General features: G+C 69.3%; 10 protein-coding genes. 3 read left to right on the top strand and 7 right to left on the bottom strand.

Going from position 1 to position 15,267, the window contains the following annotated elements; genetic code table 11:
* Positions 1-5: 5 nt before the first annotated feature.
* Genes C8J24_RS12185 through C8J24_RS12160 form a run of 6 tightly spaced genes read right to left on the bottom strand, consistent with a single transcriptional unit; the run spans position 6 to position 8,984 of the window.
* A complete protein-coding gene (locus tag C8J24_RS12185) occupies positions 6-1,010 on the bottom strand; it encodes a sugar kinase (RefSeq protein WP_107932577.1) in 1,005 nt (334 codons plus the stop codon).
* Positions 1,007-2,452 (bottom strand): mannitol dehydrogenase family protein, encoded by a 1,446-nt coding sequence (locus C8J24_RS12180; RefSeq protein WP_244180663.1) that lies wholly within the window; start codon positions 2,450-2,452, stop codon positions 1,007-1,009. Before C8J24_RS12180 ends, C8J24_RS12185 begins: the two co-directional genes overlap by 4 nt.
* A complete protein-coding gene (gene uxaC, locus C8J24_RS12175; protein WP_107932575.1) occupies positions 2,449-3,861 on the bottom strand; it encodes a glucuronate isomerase in 1,413 nt (470 codons plus the stop codon). The genes C8J24_RS12180 and uxaC overlap by 4 nt, the downstream gene beginning before the upstream one ends.
* Positions 3,858-5,027, bottom strand: coding sequence for a mannonate dehydratase (gene uxuA, locus C8J24_RS12170; RefSeq protein WP_236559039.1), 1,170 nt, complete (start codon positions 5,025-5,027; stop codon positions 3,858-3,860). Before uxuA ends, uxaC begins: the two co-directional genes overlap by 4 nt.
* A 19-nt stretch (positions 5,028-5,046) precedes the next feature.
* Complete coding sequence (locus C8J24_RS12165) at positions 5,047-6,330, bottom strand: MFS transporter (protein ID WP_107932571.1); 1,284 nt, start codon at positions 6,328-6,330, stop codon at positions 5,047-5,049.
* Positions 6,327-8,984 carry a glycoside hydrolase family 2 TIM barrel-domain containing protein gene (locus C8J24_RS12160; RefSeq protein ID WP_107932569.1) on the bottom strand — a complete coding sequence of 886 codons (2,658 nt, stop codon included), beginning with the start codon at positions 8,982-8,984 and terminating at the stop codon, positions 6,327-6,329. The genes C8J24_RS12165 and C8J24_RS12160 overlap by 4 nt, the downstream gene beginning before the upstream one ends.
* Before the next feature lie 544 nt (positions 8,985-9,528).
* On the opposite strand from C8J24_RS12160, the gene C8J24_RS12155 reads away from it, so the two are divergent.
* The 3 genes from C8J24_RS12155 to C8J24_RS12145 all read left to right on the top strand — a co-directional run bounded on the left by C8J24_RS12155 (position 9,529) and on the right by C8J24_RS12145 (position 14,492).
* Positions 9,529-11,166, top strand: coding sequence for a ShlB/FhaC/HecB family hemolysin secretion/activation protein (locus C8J24_RS12155; RefSeq protein WP_244180655.1), 1,638 nt, complete (start codon positions 9,529-9,531; stop codon positions 11,164-11,166).
* Between the two features lie 70 nt (positions 11,167-11,236).
* Complete coding sequence (locus C8J24_RS12150) at positions 11,237-13,801, top strand: two-partner secretion domain-containing protein (RefSeq protein ID WP_107932565.1); 2,565 nt, start codon at positions 11,237-11,239, stop codon at positions 13,799-13,801.
* A gap of 1 nt (position 13,802) precedes the next feature.
* Positions 13,803-14,492 carry a L,D-transpeptidase gene (locus C8J24_RS12145; RefSeq protein ID WP_107932563.1) on the top strand — a complete coding sequence of 230 codons (690 nt, stop codon included), beginning with the start codon at positions 13,803-13,805 and terminating at the stop codon, positions 14,490-14,492.
* Here C8J24_RS12145 and C8J24_RS12140 read toward each other — a convergent pair.
* Complete coding sequence (locus C8J24_RS12140) at positions 14,486-15,196, bottom strand: prolyl hydroxylase family protein (RefSeq protein WP_107932561.1); 711 nt, start codon at positions 15,194-15,196, stop codon at positions 14,486-14,488. The genes C8J24_RS12145 and C8J24_RS12140 overlap by 7 nt on opposite strands.
* Between the last annotated feature and the right edge of the window lie 71 nt (positions 15,197-15,267).

Here is a 15,267-nt window from a genome sequence, read left to right as displayed (position 1 = left end):
CCCTGTCACCGCCGCACGTCGGCGGGTGCCCCGGTGAAGTCGGCCAGATCGGTCAGCGTCGTCCGGCTGTGATCGCCCGCGGTGCCGTGCTTGAGCGCGGCGAGCGCGAGCCCGCGGCGCGCGGCCGCCTCGCACCCGTCGTCGAGGCAGGAGAGCACGCCCGCGGCGAACGCGTCGCCGGTGCCGATCCGGTCGACGATCTGCGTGACGAGGATCGTCTCGGTCTCGAACGCGTCGTCGCGGCGATCGACGCGCGCGGACAGGGCGTGCGTATCGGCATCGATCACGCGGCGTGCGGTCGAGGCGATGCAGGCGAGCGTCGGAAACCGCGCGAACGCGGCCTCGCACGCGCGACGCCGCGCGTCCGGCGTGTCGCCGGCATGGTCCTCGCCGAGCAGCAGCGAGATGTCGCGGTGACTGCCGAACAGCAGGTCCGCACCGTCGACGTGATCGACCAGCACGCCTTGCGGATCGGCGCACCAGCGCGCCCACATGCTCGCGCGGAAATTGCCGTCGAACGAGACCCTGACCCCCGCCGCCCGCGCCGCCGCGATCGCATCGAGCGACAGCTGCGTGGCACCCGGACCGATGGCGGGAATGATCCCCGACAGATGCAGCCAGCCGACGCCGTCCAGCATCGCGGGCCAGTCATAGGCGCTCGACGGGGTCGCGGCGAAGCTGCTGTCGAGGCGGTCGTAGACGATCTGCGCGCCGCGCGACCCGCTCGGCGGCGAGAGGAAATACAGGCCCAGCCGACCGTCCGCGCGCACCACGCGCGACACGTCGACGCCGGCGGCGCGGACCGAGTCGAGCGCCGCATTGCCGATCAGGCCGTGCGGCAGCGTCGTGACGACCGCGGCGGGCACGTCGATCCGCGCGAGCGCGACCGCGACGTTCGCCTCCGCGCCGCCGAAATGCGCGTCGAGCCGGGCGTCCTGGAACAGATGCCCGCGGTCGGGCGCGGCGAGCCGCAACAGCATCTCGCCGAAACACACTATCGTACCGGTCATGCGACGGGCTCTCCGATGGCGCCGCGCAGCGCGGCCTCTGGCCCCTGCGCCTGCCACGTTACCACCGCATCGCCCAGCGCCGCGTGGTCGAAATCGGCGGGGAATATCCCGAGTTCGCCGACGAACCGCGCGACGACCCGGCGCGCGTCGCCCGCGGCGTCCGCCCAGATCGCGGCGTAGCGATCGCGCAGCGGATCATCGGCCATCGCCGGCGCGTCGGCGGTATAGGCGATCCACGCGGCGAGGCTGAGCTGGTGCTTCGGACTGTCGAGCCCCTGCGCCTGCCGCCCGGCGACGGTCGCGATCCAGCGTTGCGGGAGCTTCTGCGATCCGTCCATCGCGATCTGGTCGAGACGGTGGTGCAGATCGGCATTGGCGAAGCGGTCGAGGATCGCGTCGATATACGCCGCCGGATCGAGCCCCGCCGCCGTGGTCAGGCTCGGCACCGCCTCCTCCTGCATCTGCGCGATCACGAACGCGCGCAGCGCCGGGTCGGCGATCGCCTCATGGACAAAGGCGTGGCCCCGTTGCAGCCCGACATAGGCGAGCGTCGAATGGCTCGCGTTCAACAGCCGCAGCTTGGCGAGTTCGAACGGCGCGACGTCGTCGACGATCTGCGCCCCCGCCGCCTCCCAGCGCGGGCGCGGGCCGGCGAAGCGGTCCTCGATCACCCATTGGCGGAACGGTTCGGTGACCAGCGCGGCGGCGTCGTCGACCCCGATCGCGGTCGCGACGCCCGCGCGGTCGGCCTCGGTCGAGGCGGGCACGATCCGGTCGACCATCGTATCGGGCGCGGTCACGTGCGCACGCACCCAGCCGGCCAGATCCGCATCGCGACGCTCGACGAACGCGAGCAGCAGGCGCATCAGCAGCGCGCCATTGCCCGACAGATTGTCGCACGACACCAGCGTCAGCCCGCCTGCCCCCGCACTGCGCCGCCGATCGAGCGCCGCTGCCAGAAAGCCGAAGATCGTCCGCGGCACGCCGCCGCCCAGATCGTGCGCGATCGCCGGATCGTCGACGAGCAGTGCGCCGGTCGCCGGATGCCGGTAATAGCCCTTTTCGGTGACGGTCAGCGTCACGACCTGAGTGTCAGGGTCGGCGAGCGCGGCGATCACCGCGTCGGGATCCTCCGCGGCGACCAGCAGCGTGTCGATCACGTCGATCAGCCGGGTCGCGCTGGCGCCGTTCGACCGTTCGGTCACGGTGTAGAGCCCGTCCTGCGGGGCGAGCGTATCGCGCACCTGCGGCGAGCGCAGCGACACGCCGGTTATCCGCCACCCTACGTCCGGCGTCGACGCATCCTGCGTATAGACCGCCTGATGCGCGCGGTGGAACGCGCCGATCCCGAGATGGACGATCCGCCCGACGGTGACCGCCGAGGACGCGGGCTGCGTTACGTTGGCGGCGAGCGCGGAGCGCGTGGCCTTGGACAGCCTCACAGCCGGTATGCCTTGCGGACCAGATCGCTCGTCAGTTCGCGTGCGAGCTCTGCTGCCTCCCAATCCTCCAGCCGGTGCTCGGCGACCAGCCGCGCGAGATAGCCGCAGTCGATCCGGCGCGCGACGTCGTGCCGCGCCGGGATCGACAGGAAGGCGCGCGTGTCGTCGTTGAAGCCCACGGTGTTGTAGAAGCCCGCGGTCTCGGTGGTCATCTCGCGGAACCGCCACATCCCCTCCGGACTGTCGTGGAACCACCAGGCTGGCCCCAGCTTCAGGCACGGATAATGCCCCGCCAGCGGTGCCAGCTCGCGCGCATAGACCGTCTCGTCGAGCGTGAAGAGGATGATCGACAGCGCGGTCGAGGTCCCGAACCGGTCGAGCAGCGGCTTGAGGGCGTGGACATAGTCGGTGCGCCCGGGAATGTCCGCGCCCTTGTCGCGGCCATGGCTGGCGAACAGCCCGGCATTGTGGTTGCGGACCGAGCCCGGATGGATCTGCATGACCATGCCGTCCTCGACGCTCATCGCGGCCATCTCCGTCAGCATCTGCGCGCGGAAGAGCTCGGCGTCGGCGGCGGTCCAGTCGTCGCCGGTGATACGCGCGAACAGCGCCTCGCATTCGGGGGTCGACAGGTTCGCGGTCGCCGCGGTCGGATGGCCGTGATCGGTCGCGGTGGCGCCCGCCGCGCGGAAATCGGCGCGGCGCTTGCGGTGCGCGGCCAGATAGCCCTGCCAGCCATAGACGTCCTCGCCGGTCAGTTCGCCGAAACGGCGCAGCGCGCCGGCGAATTGCTCATGCTCGACATCGATCACGCCATCGGGGCGATAGGTGGTAACGACACGGCCGTTCCAGCCGCTCTCGCGGATCCGGTGATGCGCGTCGAGGCTGTCGTGCGCGCCTTCGGTGGTGGCAAGGAAATCGATCCGGAACCGGTCGAACAGCGCGCGCGGGCGGAACGCCGCGGTCGCGAGCTTTTCGCCGATCGTGTCGAAATACAGGTCGGCGGTCGCCGGTTCGAACGCGACGTCGAACCCGAACACCTCGGCGAAGACATGGTCGAGCCACATCCGCGACGGCGTGCCGCGGAACAGCGCGTAATGATCGGCGAGCAGCCGCCACGCCGCGCGCGGATCGGCGGACACCGTACCATCGCGGCGCGCGATCGTCAGCGCGTCGAGATCGACGCCCTGGCTGTAGAGCATGCGGAACAGATAATGGTCGGGCGCGAGCAGCAGCGACGTCGCGTCGGTCCAGTTGGCGTTGTCGGCGAACCAGGTCGGATCGGTATGGCCGTGCGGGCTGACGATCGGCAGGTCGGCGATCTCCGCATAGAGCGTGCGGGCGATCGCGCGGGTCGTCGGATCGGCGGGGAACAGCCGGTCGGGATGAAGTTCGAGAGGACGGGTCATGCAAGGGCTCCTGCCGCAAAGGCGATACCGCGTTCAAGTCCGCGCAGTTCGGCAAGCCCGCGCATCCGGCCGAGCAGCGAATAGCCCGGATTGGTCGTGCGCGTCAGGTCGTCGAGCATCTGATGACCATGATCGGGGCGCATCGGGATGCTGCGCCCTTCGCGGACCGACAGCCGGTGGACCGCCGCCATGACCGCCGCCATCCCGGCGTCGCCCTCCAGATGATCGGCTTCGTGGAACGCGCCATCGGCCTCGCGCTGGACCGAACGCAAGTGCAGGAAGCCGATCCGCGAGCCGAGCCGGTCGACCATGCCGGGCAGGTCGTTGTCGGCGCGCACGCCGAACGACCCGGTACACAGGCACAGCCCGTTCGAGACGTTGGGCACGCGGGTGAACAGATCGGTCACGTCGGCCTCGGTGCTGACGACGCGCGGCAGGCCGAAGATCGGAAAAGGCGGATCGTCGGGATGGACGACCAGTGCAATACCGAGCTCGTCGGCGAGCGGGCACACCGCCTCGAGAAACGCGACGTGATTGTCGCGCAGCCGCGCGGCGTCGATGGCGTCGTAGCGGCCGATCGCCTCGAGGAACGCGGCCGAGGTGAAGCCCTCCTCGCTGCCCGGCAGGCCCGCAAGGATCGTCCGTTCGAGATCCGCGCGCGCCGCTGTGTCCATGCCGGCAAAGCGCGCCGCCGCCGCGTCACGGACCGCCGGCGCATAGCTCTGCTCGGCCCCCGGCCGCTGCAGCATGAACAGGTCATAGGCGGCGACCACGATCGCCTCATACCGCAGCGCGCGCGAGCCGTCGGGCAGTTCCCAGGCGAGATCGGTCCGCGTCCAGTCGAGCAGAGGCATGAAGTTATAGGTGACGACGCGAATGCCGCACGCCGCGAGATTGCGCAGGCTCTCGCGATAGGCGTCGATCAGCCGGTCCCATTCGCCCGAGCGGGTCTTGATGCCCTCGTCGACCGGCAGGCTTTCGACCACCGTCCAGTCGAGCCCGGCGTCGCGCACCATCTGCTTGCGCGCGGCGATCGCCTCGCGCGTCCAGACCTCGCCGTTCGGAACCTCGTGCAGCGCGGTCACCACCTCGGTCGCGCCGGATTGCCGGATGCTGTCCAGCCGCACCGGATCGTTCGGCCCGAACCAGCGCATCGTCTGCGTCATCAACACACTCGTCATCCTCTTAAACCCTCAACCCCGTGCGCGGCGTAGCGCGCAGCAAACTCCACAAGACGACCGCCGCGAGCAGATCGAGCGCCGCCAACGCCGCGAACAGCGGGTCATATCCCCACGCATCCGCGCTCTGCCCGATCAGCAGCGTGAACAGCATCCCCCCGACCCAGGCCGACGTCCCCGCCATCCCGGTCGCGGTGCCGACCGTCCGGCTGTCGAACATGTCGGAACACAACGTCACCAGCGCGCCGCTCAGCATCTGGTGCGCGAAGCCACCGATGCAGAACAGGATGATCGCGACACCGGGCGAGTCCGCAAGACCGATGCACGCCGGCCCGATCATGCACATCGCGCCGATCGTCATCGTGATCTTGCGCGACGCGACCAGCGGTACGCCGCGCTTCATCAGCCAGCTCGGCAACACGCCCGCGGCCAGGCTGCCGAAATCGGCTGCGAGGAACGGCATCCACGCCCATAAGGCGATACTCTTCAGATCGAGCTTCCATACCGAGACGAGATAGAGCGGGATGAAGAAGTTGAACGTCTGCCACGCCGGTTCGGCCAGGAATTTCGGGACCGCGATCCCCCAGAAGCTGCGGCTGCGCAACAGGTCGCCGCGCGTCGCGGGCTTGGCGGTGACGTCCTCGCCGCGGGTCTCGATGATCGCGGCGCGCTCGTCCTCGCTCAGCGCGGGATGGTCGGCGGGGCTGCGATAACCCCAATACCACAGGAACGCCCAGACGAGGCTGAGCCCGCCGGTCACGATGAACGCCGCCTGCCAGTTCCAGGCGAGGATACAGAAGGCGACGAGCGGCGGCGCGATCATGTTGCCGACGCTGGTGCCCATCTGGAACACGCTGGTCGCCAGCGACCGCTCGCGCGGGGGGAACCATTCGGATACCGTCTTGGCGCCCGCGGGGATCGCCGCCGCCTCGCTCGCGCCGAGCAGTGCGCGGAACAGCGCGAGGCTCGGCCAGCCGGTCGCCAGCGCGTGCGCCATGTTGGCGAGCGCCCAGCCGACCGCGAACAGAAAGAAACCGAGCCGCGTGCCGAGCAGATCGAGCACGCTGCCGGCGACGGTCTGCATCACCGTGTAGCTGGCCTGGAACGCCAGTACGACCCAGCTGTAATCCTCGGTCGACATGCCGAATTCGGTCTTCAGCTGCGGTGCGGCCACCGACAGCGTCGAGCGCGCGAGATAGTTGAGGATCGTCCCCAGCGTCACCAGCCCGATCAGCCGCCAGCGCAGCGGCACGCTGCGCCAGCCGCGCCGCGGGGTGCCCGGCGCGCTCATCGCGTGATCTCGATGCCGGACACGATGGCATCGCCCTTGATCGGCACGAATTTCAGGTCGAGCATGCCGTCGGTGACGCCCACGACGATCCGCCGCGTGACGCGCGTGAGCGGCGCGCCCGCGACCGCGGCGATATCCAGCGCGGCGATCGCGCGCTTGCCGTTGGCGACGACGTCGAACTGTCGTGCGCCCGCCGCGAGCGAGGGTTCGACGAAGCTCAGCTCGACCGTGTAGCGCCCGTTGGCGAGCGGCACGCGGTAGCCGAACCGGCCTTCGCGGTAGGTTTCGGCGACCGCGCCTTCGGGCGTCCCCGCGACGACCTTCTTCTCGGGACGCGGACCATAGCCCGAATAGGCGTTGATATCGCCGAAACTGCCGCCGTCGAAGAACGCGTCCGAGCCATAACGCTTGCCCGCGATCTCCGGCGCGACCAGCGCGCCGCTGTCGATCCGGACCGACCGCGCGGCATCTGGTGCCACCCGCCATTCGATCGCGTCGTCGACCGCACCGGTCGGGAAGACGCCGCGCGCAACGACGCGGTTTGCGCCCGCCGCCAGCGCGACGTTCGACCAGGCGCAGATCATCTGCGGACAGGCGCTCAGCGTCCCGACGACGCGGTCGTTGACCAGCAGGTCGGTGCGCGGCGCGTTGCTGTACACCCGGACGTCGGCGACCGGATAGGCGCGGTCGACATAGCGCCGCCCGGCGACGTGCACCGTCGGTGTCGCGGTCCAGTTCGCCTTGTAGAAATAATAGGCGTCCTTGCGGATCTTCCGGTCGTAGGTGACCAGCCCCTTGGTGTTGATGTCGATCGCATCGCCCTCGCGCCGGACGGTCGTCGCGAAGTCGAACGAATTCCACAGCCACGTCCCCCACAGATAGGGTTTGGCGGACAGCGTCGCCCAGGCGGTTTCGTGGATGTAGCTCTCATATTCCTCGGGCTGGTTGCGCCCGCGCTGGTCGACCTTGCCGCCGAGCGGGTTGTCGGTGTGGATCGTCGTCGCGCCGCCCGCGCCATATTCGGTCACCGACACCGGCTGGTTCGGGCGCAGCGCGCGGAGCGAGTCGAGATGCTTGCCGAGATCGCCGGGCTGTCCGTAATACCAGCCGAAATAGCGGTTGGCCCCGCCGAGATCGGCGGCCTCCGCGGTGATCGGAATGTCCGCGGAGCCGAGCAGCCGGCCTTCGCAACAGGTCGCCAGCGCGGTCGCGCGGGGCGGATCCTCGCTCTTCGCCAGCGCGTTCAGTTCGCGCAGCAGCGGCAGCGGATCGGGCGCGGGCGTATCCTTGCTGGTGGTGATGAACGCCGGCAGCGACTTGCCGAAATCGACCTCGTTCGCGATGCCCCAGTTGAACACCGACGCATGGTTGCCGTTCTGCCGGATCAGCTCGCGCAACTGCTGGCGCGCATCGTCGCGCAGCCCGGCAGTCGCGACCGCATCGTCGCCCCAGGTCCAGCGCGACACCAGCGGGATCTCGTCCCACAGCACCATGCCGTACCGGTCGGCGAGGTTGTGGATCGCCTGGCCGTGCTGGTAATGGGTGAGCCGGATGCTGTTCACGCCCATTTCGCGCATGATCGCGAAATCCTGCTCGATATCCGCAGGCGCGGTCGCCCAGCCCTTGCCCTCGCGATCCTGGTGATAGCCGACGCCGTGGAGCCGCAGCGGCTTGCCGTTGAGCAGGAAGCCGCGGGCCGGATCGGCGCGCATCTCGCGGATTCCGAATGCCTGCTCGACCCGGTCGAGCACCGCGCCCGACGGCGTCGCGATCTCGACCACCAGCCGGTGCAGATACGGATCGGCGACCCCGTTCCACAGATGCGGCGTCGCGATCGACAGCGACTGGACGCTTTCGGACGCGGTGTCGGCACGCAGGGGGATGCGGCGGGTTCCGGTCGCGACCGTCTTGCCGCCCGCGTCGATCAGCCTGACCACCGCGTTGACCGCCTGGGTCTTGGTCCCGTCATTCCGGATCCGCACGCGGACGTCGACATTCGCCATCGCCGCGTCGATCGACTTGGTCGTCGCGAAGATCCCGCTGCCACCGGCATCGAGCATGTCGACATGGACTGCGTTCGTGACGATCAGGCTGACCGGTCGATACAGCCCGCCATGCACGAAGAAATCGCCCGCGAGCGGCAGGATGTCGGCGGTCGAGGAGCCCTGCGCCGGTTGCGTATTGTCGACCTTGACCAGCAGCGTGTTCGCCTGCCCGGCGCGGAGCGCGCGCGTGGCATCGAGCCGGAAGCGTGAAAACCCGCCCTTGTGCCCGCCGATCCGCTGACCGTTGAGCCAGACCTCGGCAGTGCGGCTCGCCGCGTCGAACTGAAGCCAGGCGCGCTGTCCCGCGTCCATGGCGGGCGGGGTGAAGGTCATGCGGTACCAGCCGACGCCCTGATATTTGTCGACCGATTTGGCACGGTTCAGATGGGTCTGGGGGTCGGGCATGTAATAGCCGACGCGGTTCCAGGTGTGCGGTACGCTGACCCGCTCCCAGGAGCCGGCGGCCTGTGCGGCCTGCGCCGGATCGACGTCGCCGCCACGCTGGAACTCCCAGCCCTGCGCCAGCGGGACGACCGATCGCTCGCTCTGTGCGGCAGCGGGCGCGGTCATGACGGCGATGACGGCCGCCACGACATATCTGGTCTGCATAACCCTCTCCCTGATCTTTTTTTGGCAGCTTAATTCCTGGAAATTGGCCTGACCAGTTAATTTTTGAGTTTGGCTTGGATTTTGGACGGTCTTTGGAAGAGCGAGTCACGTGGTGCCAAGTCTCTGACGCGCCCGGCCCTCTGCGTGTCAGGACAATAAGGCTGTCGCGGCTTGGCATGTGATCGGGTTTGCGGCCGTCCGGTAAGGCAGGTCGGGCGCCCAGCATCAGCCCGCGCGCGGACCTCTTTTTTGATTCAAATCAAGAACAGAGATCAACGTTAAGAGAAAGGTAACGGAATCGAGGTATATTTTAGTTGTATTCGAAGGACTAAGCCACAGCGGCCGTTCGTTTTATACAACGATCGACCTTCTCCTCATCAAGACCTTCGCCACCGACATTGCCGCATTCAGCGGCTCTTCCGACGCCTTGCTACTACGACTCCCGCTGCTGCGGATGGGAGGTTCGTAGCGTCCATCCGCGGTGACTTTCGAGGTATATCCAATGACGTCGATCCTTCGGGTAGCCGCGTGTGCGGCGGTGAGTATGGCTGCGCTCGTGGCAGGCGGCGGGGCCGCGCAGGCACAGGTACCGGTCGGCGCCGGTGGCCAGCTGCAGCAGATCCCGCCCCTGCCGCTGAGCGATACGCCCGATCCCGAGCTCGGCCTGACGCGCAAGACGCCGGTCGCGATCCCGGCCGCGGGCGGACCCTCGGCCCGCGTGGATGCGATCCGCGTCACCGGCGCCACGCTGTTCCCCGAAGCGACGCTGGTCGCCGCGACGGGGTTCGCGCCTGGCGCGACGCTCGATCTCGCGGGTCTGAAGACGCTCGCGGCGCGGATCACCGACTATTATACCAGCCGCGGCTATTTCGTCGCGCAGGCCTATCTGCCCGCGCAGGACGTGCAGAGCGGAACGGTGACGATCGCGGTCGTCGAGGGCCGTCTCGGCGTGATCGGGCTGCGCAACGAATCCCGCCTCGCCGACAGCGTCGCGAACGGCATGCTCGACGGGCTTGAGGTCGGTGATCCGGTCGCGGTCGCGCCGATCGAACGCCGGCTGCTGATGCTGTCCGACCTGCCCGGCGTGCGCGTCCGCTCGACGCTGAGCCCCGGCACCGCGGTCGGCACGTCGGACCTGCTGGTCGACATCACCCCGGGCCGCAGCATCACGGGCAGCGTCGAGGCCGACAATGCGGGCAATCGCTATACCGGCGCCTACCGCGTCGGCGGGTCGGTCAACTGGAACAACCCGACCGGCTCGGGCGACGTGCTCGGCTTGCGCGCGCTGACGTCCTTCTCGGGGCTCGCTTATGGCCGCGCCTCCTATCAGGCGCCGATCGGCAAGGTCACACTCGGCGTCGCCTATGCCCATCTCGACTATGAGCTCGGCAAGGAATTCGACAGCCTCGACGGCAGCGGCAATGCCGAGATCGCCAGCGTCTATGCCAGCTACCCGCTGATCCGGTCGCGCGGCAGCAACCTGTACGTGACGGTGGCGGGCGATGCGAAATGGTTCGACGACCGGTTCGGGATCGTCGACACGGTCACCTATCGCCGTGCGCAGGTCGTCACGGGCGGCCTCAGCGGCGACTCGCACGACACGCTGCTCGGCGGCGGCTGGAACGCCTATTCACTGAGCGTCTCGGTCGGCACGCTCGACATTCGCGGTGCCTATGAGCGGTCGGTCGACGCACTGACCGCGCGCACCGATGGTCGCTACGGCAAGATGCAGTTCAGCCTGGCGCGGCTGCAGACGATCAGCGGGCCGGTCTCGGTGTTCGGCTCGGTCCGCGGGCAGGTCGCGTTCAACAATCTCGATATCTCCGAGAAGATGGAGCTGGGCGGCGCCTATGCGGTGCGCGCCTATCCCGAGGGCGAGGCCTATGGCGATCAGGGCTATGTCGCGACCGCCGAGGCGCGGCTCGCGCTGCCGCGGGTCATCCCGGGCGCGCTGCAGCTGTTCGCCTTCGTCGATGTCGGCGAGGTCGATTATGTGAAGCGGCGCTATTTCGACGGGTCGAACCATGCGGTCCGCAGCGCCTATGGCGCCGGCGCGACCTGGACCGCGCCGTACGACATCGTGCTGCGCGCCACCTATGCGCGCAAGCTGGGCAGCGCCGACGCGACCGCCGCCCCCGACCGGTCCGGCCGCGCCTGGTTCCAGATCGCCAAGAGCTTCTGACGCCTGCGCGCGCCCCAGCGAACAGCACCGACATTTCGCGGCCATCCGCCGCAACCCGAGGATACCGCCCATGACCCCGATCCCCGCATCGATCCGCCATCGCCCCGCCGCCTCCACCGCCGCGCCCTCCACCGCACCGACGCGTCAGCGCCGCGGCGGGCTGTTCGGCACGACCGGGCTCGCGCGGTTCGCGTGGCTGATCGGCATCAGCCTTGCCGGCACGGTCGCCGCGCGCCCCGCCGCAGCGCAGACGCTGCCGACCGGGGGCGAGGTGGCCGCGGGCCAGGCGAGCATCGCGACGCGCGGGCCGGCGATGACGGTCACCCAGACCAGCGATCGCGCGGTGCTGAACTGGCAGTCCTTCTCGATCGGCAAGGGCGCCAGCGTGACCTTCGACCAGCCGGGCACGAGCTCGGTCGCGCTAAACCGCGTGGTCGGGTCGGATCCGTCGTCGATCCTCGGCAACCTCTCGTCCAACGGCAAGGTCTTCCTGGTCAACGGCAACGGCATCGTGTTCGGCAAGACCGCCAGCGTGAACGTCGGCGGGCTGGTCGCATCGACGCTGAACATCAGCGATGCGGATTTCATGGCCGGCCAGTCGCGCTTTGCCGGGACCAGCACCGCGGGCGTGCAGAATGACGGCACGATCACCGCCAAGGGCGGCTATGTCGCGCTGCTCGGCGCGCAGGTCGGCAACAGCGGCGTGATCCGCGCCAATTTCGGCACGGTCGTGCTGGCGGCGGGTGAGGCGATCACGCTCGACGTCGCGGGCGACGGGCTGCTCAACGTCGCGGTCGACAAGGGCGCGGTGGGCGCGCTGGTCCGCAATGGCGGGCTGATCCGCGCGGATGGCGGCAAGGTCGTGATGACCGCGCAGGGTGCGGGCGACCTGCTCCACACCGCGGTCAACAACAGCGGCATCATCGAGGCGCGGACTCTGCAGAACCGCAGCGGCACCATCCTGCTGCTCGGCGACATGCAGACCGGCACCACCAATCTCAGTGGCACGCTTGACGCGAGCGCGCCGGTCGGCGGCAATGGCGGCTTCGTCGAGACGTCGGCCGCGACCGTCAACATCGCCGACAGCGCCAGGGTCTCGACGCTGGCGCGGTCGGGCATGACCGGCACCTGGCTGATCGATCCGCAGGATTATGTGATTGGTGCAGGCGGCAACATCTCCGGCTCGACGCTGTCGGCGCAGCTCGTGACGACCAGCATCACGATCAGCACGCTGCCCGCGGCGGGCGACACGACGACGGGCAATGGCGACATCTTCGTCAACGACGCGGTCGCGTGGACCGCGTCGGGCGTGCCGACGACGCTGACGTTGAACGCGTTTCGCGACGTCGTGATCAACGCGCCGATCAGCGCGACCAACGGCAACATCGTCGCCTGCTGCGGCCGCGACGTGAACGTCAACGCCGACCTGACGACGGTCAATGGCAGCATCCTGCTCAACGCCGGACGCAACGTGAACGTCTATCATGCGATCACGACGACCGACGGCAACATCGCGCTGTGCGCGGGGCATGACGTGATGATCGACGCCGCCGTCACGCTGACGCGCGGCACGACGATCCCGGCGCAGAGCCTAGGCCTCCCGGTCGGGCTGACGCTGATCGCAGGCGCGGACGGCACCGGGCCGGGCGTCAATGGCGGCACGATCGTGTTCTCCGCGCTGTCGCCGCCGACGACGGTGACCGCAGCGCCGGTGTCGATCAACTACAACCCGGTTTCGTATACGACGCCGACCGACTTCTCGAGCGAGTTCGTGCTGACCGAGGGTGCGGCGATCGCGCAGCGGATGCTGGTCTTCCCGTCCGCGCAGAAGGTCGCGGACGGCACCAATGCGGCGGTGCTGAGCGGCTTCAACGCGTCGGATGCGTCGGGGCTGCCGAGCGGCGTCGCCTTGGTCGCGGGGACGGACGCCACGGCGACGTTCGACAGCACGGACGCCGGAGCGGGCATCGGCGTCAGTTACAGCGGCTATACGCTGACCGGCGCGAATGCGGACCAATATGCGCTGGCGGGATCCTGCTGCACCGCGGGCTTCCGGACCACCGGGACGATCACGGCTGCTCCGGCGCCAGCGCCAGCGCCTGCGCCTTCGCCAGCACCGTCACCGGCCCCGTCGCCTTCGCCGGCCCCGTCGCCTGCGCCTTCACCGTCGCCAGCGCCGGCCCCGTCGCCGGCCCCAGCGCCCGCACCGTCGCCATCACCCGCGCCTGCTCCGGCGCCGTCGCCTGCCCCCTCGCCAGCGCCTTCGCCAGCCCCGTCGCCAGCACCCGCACCCGCGCCGTCGCCAGCACCCTCGCCTTCGCCAACGCCGATATTGACGCCGACGCCGACACCGACGCCGACGCCGGTGATCGTCACCGTCCTGCCGACCGCGACGCGGCCGTTCCTCGAGGTGCCACCGGCCCAGGTCCGGCGGCCGAACGTGCTGGTCGGGACGGTGGTCGATGGCGGCGTGAGCGTGCCGCCGGAGGGTCCGGGACCGTTCCCGATCCCCCCGGCCCCCGTGACGCCGGTCCCCGTGACGCCGCCGACGCAATCGTCGCTGGGGGAGCTGACGCAACCCGTGCCACGCACCCCCGTCGTCCCGGTCTATCCGCGCAAGCAGGCGCGCCACTGATATGGCAGGCTTCGGGTCGCGAGCAGCGCGGTACGGCGTGCTGGTCGCGGTCGCCCTGGCGGCTGGGGTCGCGTCCGCCGCCGGCGCGCGGCCGGTCGCGGCCAGCACACCGGCGACGGCGCGCTTCGGGACTGCCGCGGTCTCCAGCGATGCCCGCGACACGGTCGACTGGGTCATGCGGTCGCGCGACAACCAGGCGTTGCCGTTCGTCGTGATCGACAAGGTGAACGCGGTGGTCTTCGCGTTCGATGGCGCGGGGGTGCTGCGCGATACGGCACCCGCGCTGCTCGGGCTCGCCCGCGGCGACGACAGCGTGCCGGGGATCGGCCAGCGCAAGCTCGCGACGATCACGCCGGCCGAGCGGACCACGCCCGCCGGCCGGTTCCAGGCGTCGATCGGCGCCGATTTCGAGCAGGATATCCTGTGGATCGACTATGCCGCCGCGCTGTCGCTCCACCGCGTCATCGCCGGCCGCCGGATCGACGACCGCGCCGGCCGGCTGGCCTCGGCAACGCCGGACGACAACCGGATCTCCTATGGCTGCGTCAACGTCCCCGCGCGCTTCTACGACGGGGTGATCAAGCCGTTGTTCACGGGCACGGTCGGGATCGTCTATATCCTGCCCGAGACCCGGCCGTTGCGCAGCGTGTTTGCAATGACGGCCTCAGCGCCGGACGCCGTGCCTCACTGACCCCAGGGGCGCTCGCGATACCATTTGGTCAGCACGTACTTGACCCCCTGCTCGACCGGCATGCCCTGATGCACCGACCCCGGATTGGGCGCGCCATAGGCGTCCATGTTGTTCCAGATCACCAGATTGCCCGCCTTCGGCGCGATGATCACGTCCGCTGTCGGAAAATTGGTCCGGCCTCCCGCCTCCGGTTCGTTCAGGAAGGTCATCGCCGACCAGGTCCGCTGTCCGCCGACCGCGACCTGATCCTGCCAGTAGAGCTGGCCGGTATCGAAGAAGTCGTGGTGCGGCTTGAACTCCTGCCCGACCGCATAACGCTGGCCCTGCAGTGCCTCGCCGTAGCGCGGTTCCAGCCCGGTCAGCGCGTCCAGCCGGGTCTCGACCGCTGTCACCGCGTCGGGCCCGGCGTAGAGGTAACAGGTCTCGCTGGTCCGGTAGGCGGGACGCGGATCGTCGGCGACGACCGGCGACGGCACGCGATCGGCATCGATCAGCGCGATCAGCGTCGCGCACACGTCGAGCGGCAGGAAATCGCGGACGATGTACAACTCGATCCCGGGTGCCGGGATCCGGACCGCGCCGGGATAGCACAGGATCTGCTCGCGGACCTGTGCCGCGGACTCCGCGCGCGCGAGCGCTTCGACCGGGCCGTCGCGTCGGTCGGTGGCGGATAAGGGCGATGCGGCGGACGGAACGGCGACCATGGGCACTCCAGACTGTCGGGCGCGTCGGTGGCGGACCGGCGGTCCGGCCCCGTGGCCAGACCATCACATAG

Source organism: Sphingomonas aerolata, from assembly GCF_003046295.1.
GTDB lineage: Bacteria > Pseudomonadota > Alphaproteobacteria > Sphingomonadales > Sphingomonadaceae > Sphingomonas > Sphingomonas aerolata.
This window is presented reverse-complemented; position numbering and strand designations above follow the sequence as displayed.

Excerpts from the sequence above, each read along its gene's own strand:
- C8J24_RS12145 (WP_107932563.1), top strand. The coding sequence starts at position 13,803 with ATGGCAGGCTTCGGGTCGCGAGCAGCGCGGTACGGCGTGCTGGTCGCG.
- C8J24_RS12165 (WP_107932571.1), bottom strand. The coding sequence starts at position 6,330 with ATGAGCGCGCCGGGCACCCCGCGGCGCGGCTGGCGCAGCGTGCCGCTG.
- C8J24_RS12155 (WP_244180655.1), top strand. The coding sequence starts at position 9,529 with ATGGCTGCGCTCGTGGCAGGCGGCGGGGCCGCGCAGGCACAGGTACCG.
- uxuA (WP_236559039.1), bottom strand. The coding sequence starts at position 5,027 with ATGACGCAGACGATGCGCTGGTTCGGGCCGAACGATCCGGTGCGGCTG.
- C8J24_RS12160 (WP_107932569.1), bottom strand. The coding sequence starts at position 8,984 with ATGCAGACCAGATATGTCGTGGCGGCCGTCATCGCCGTCATGACCGCG.
- C8J24_RS12150 (WP_107932565.1), top strand. The coding sequence starts at position 11,237 with ATGACCCCGATCCCCGCATCGATCCGCCATCGCCCCGCCGCCTCCACC.
- C8J24_RS12140 (WP_107932561.1), bottom strand. The coding sequence starts at position 15,196 with ATGGTCGCCGTTCCGTCCGCCGCATCGCCCTTATCCGCCACCGACCGA.
- C8J24_RS12185 (WP_107932577.1), bottom strand. The coding sequence starts at position 1,010 with ATGACCGGTACGATAGTGTGTTTCGGCGAGATGCTGTTGCGGCTCGCC.
- uxaC (WP_107932575.1), bottom strand. The coding sequence starts at position 3,861 with ATGACCCGTCCTCTCGAACTTCATCCCGACCGGCTGTTCCCCGCCGAT.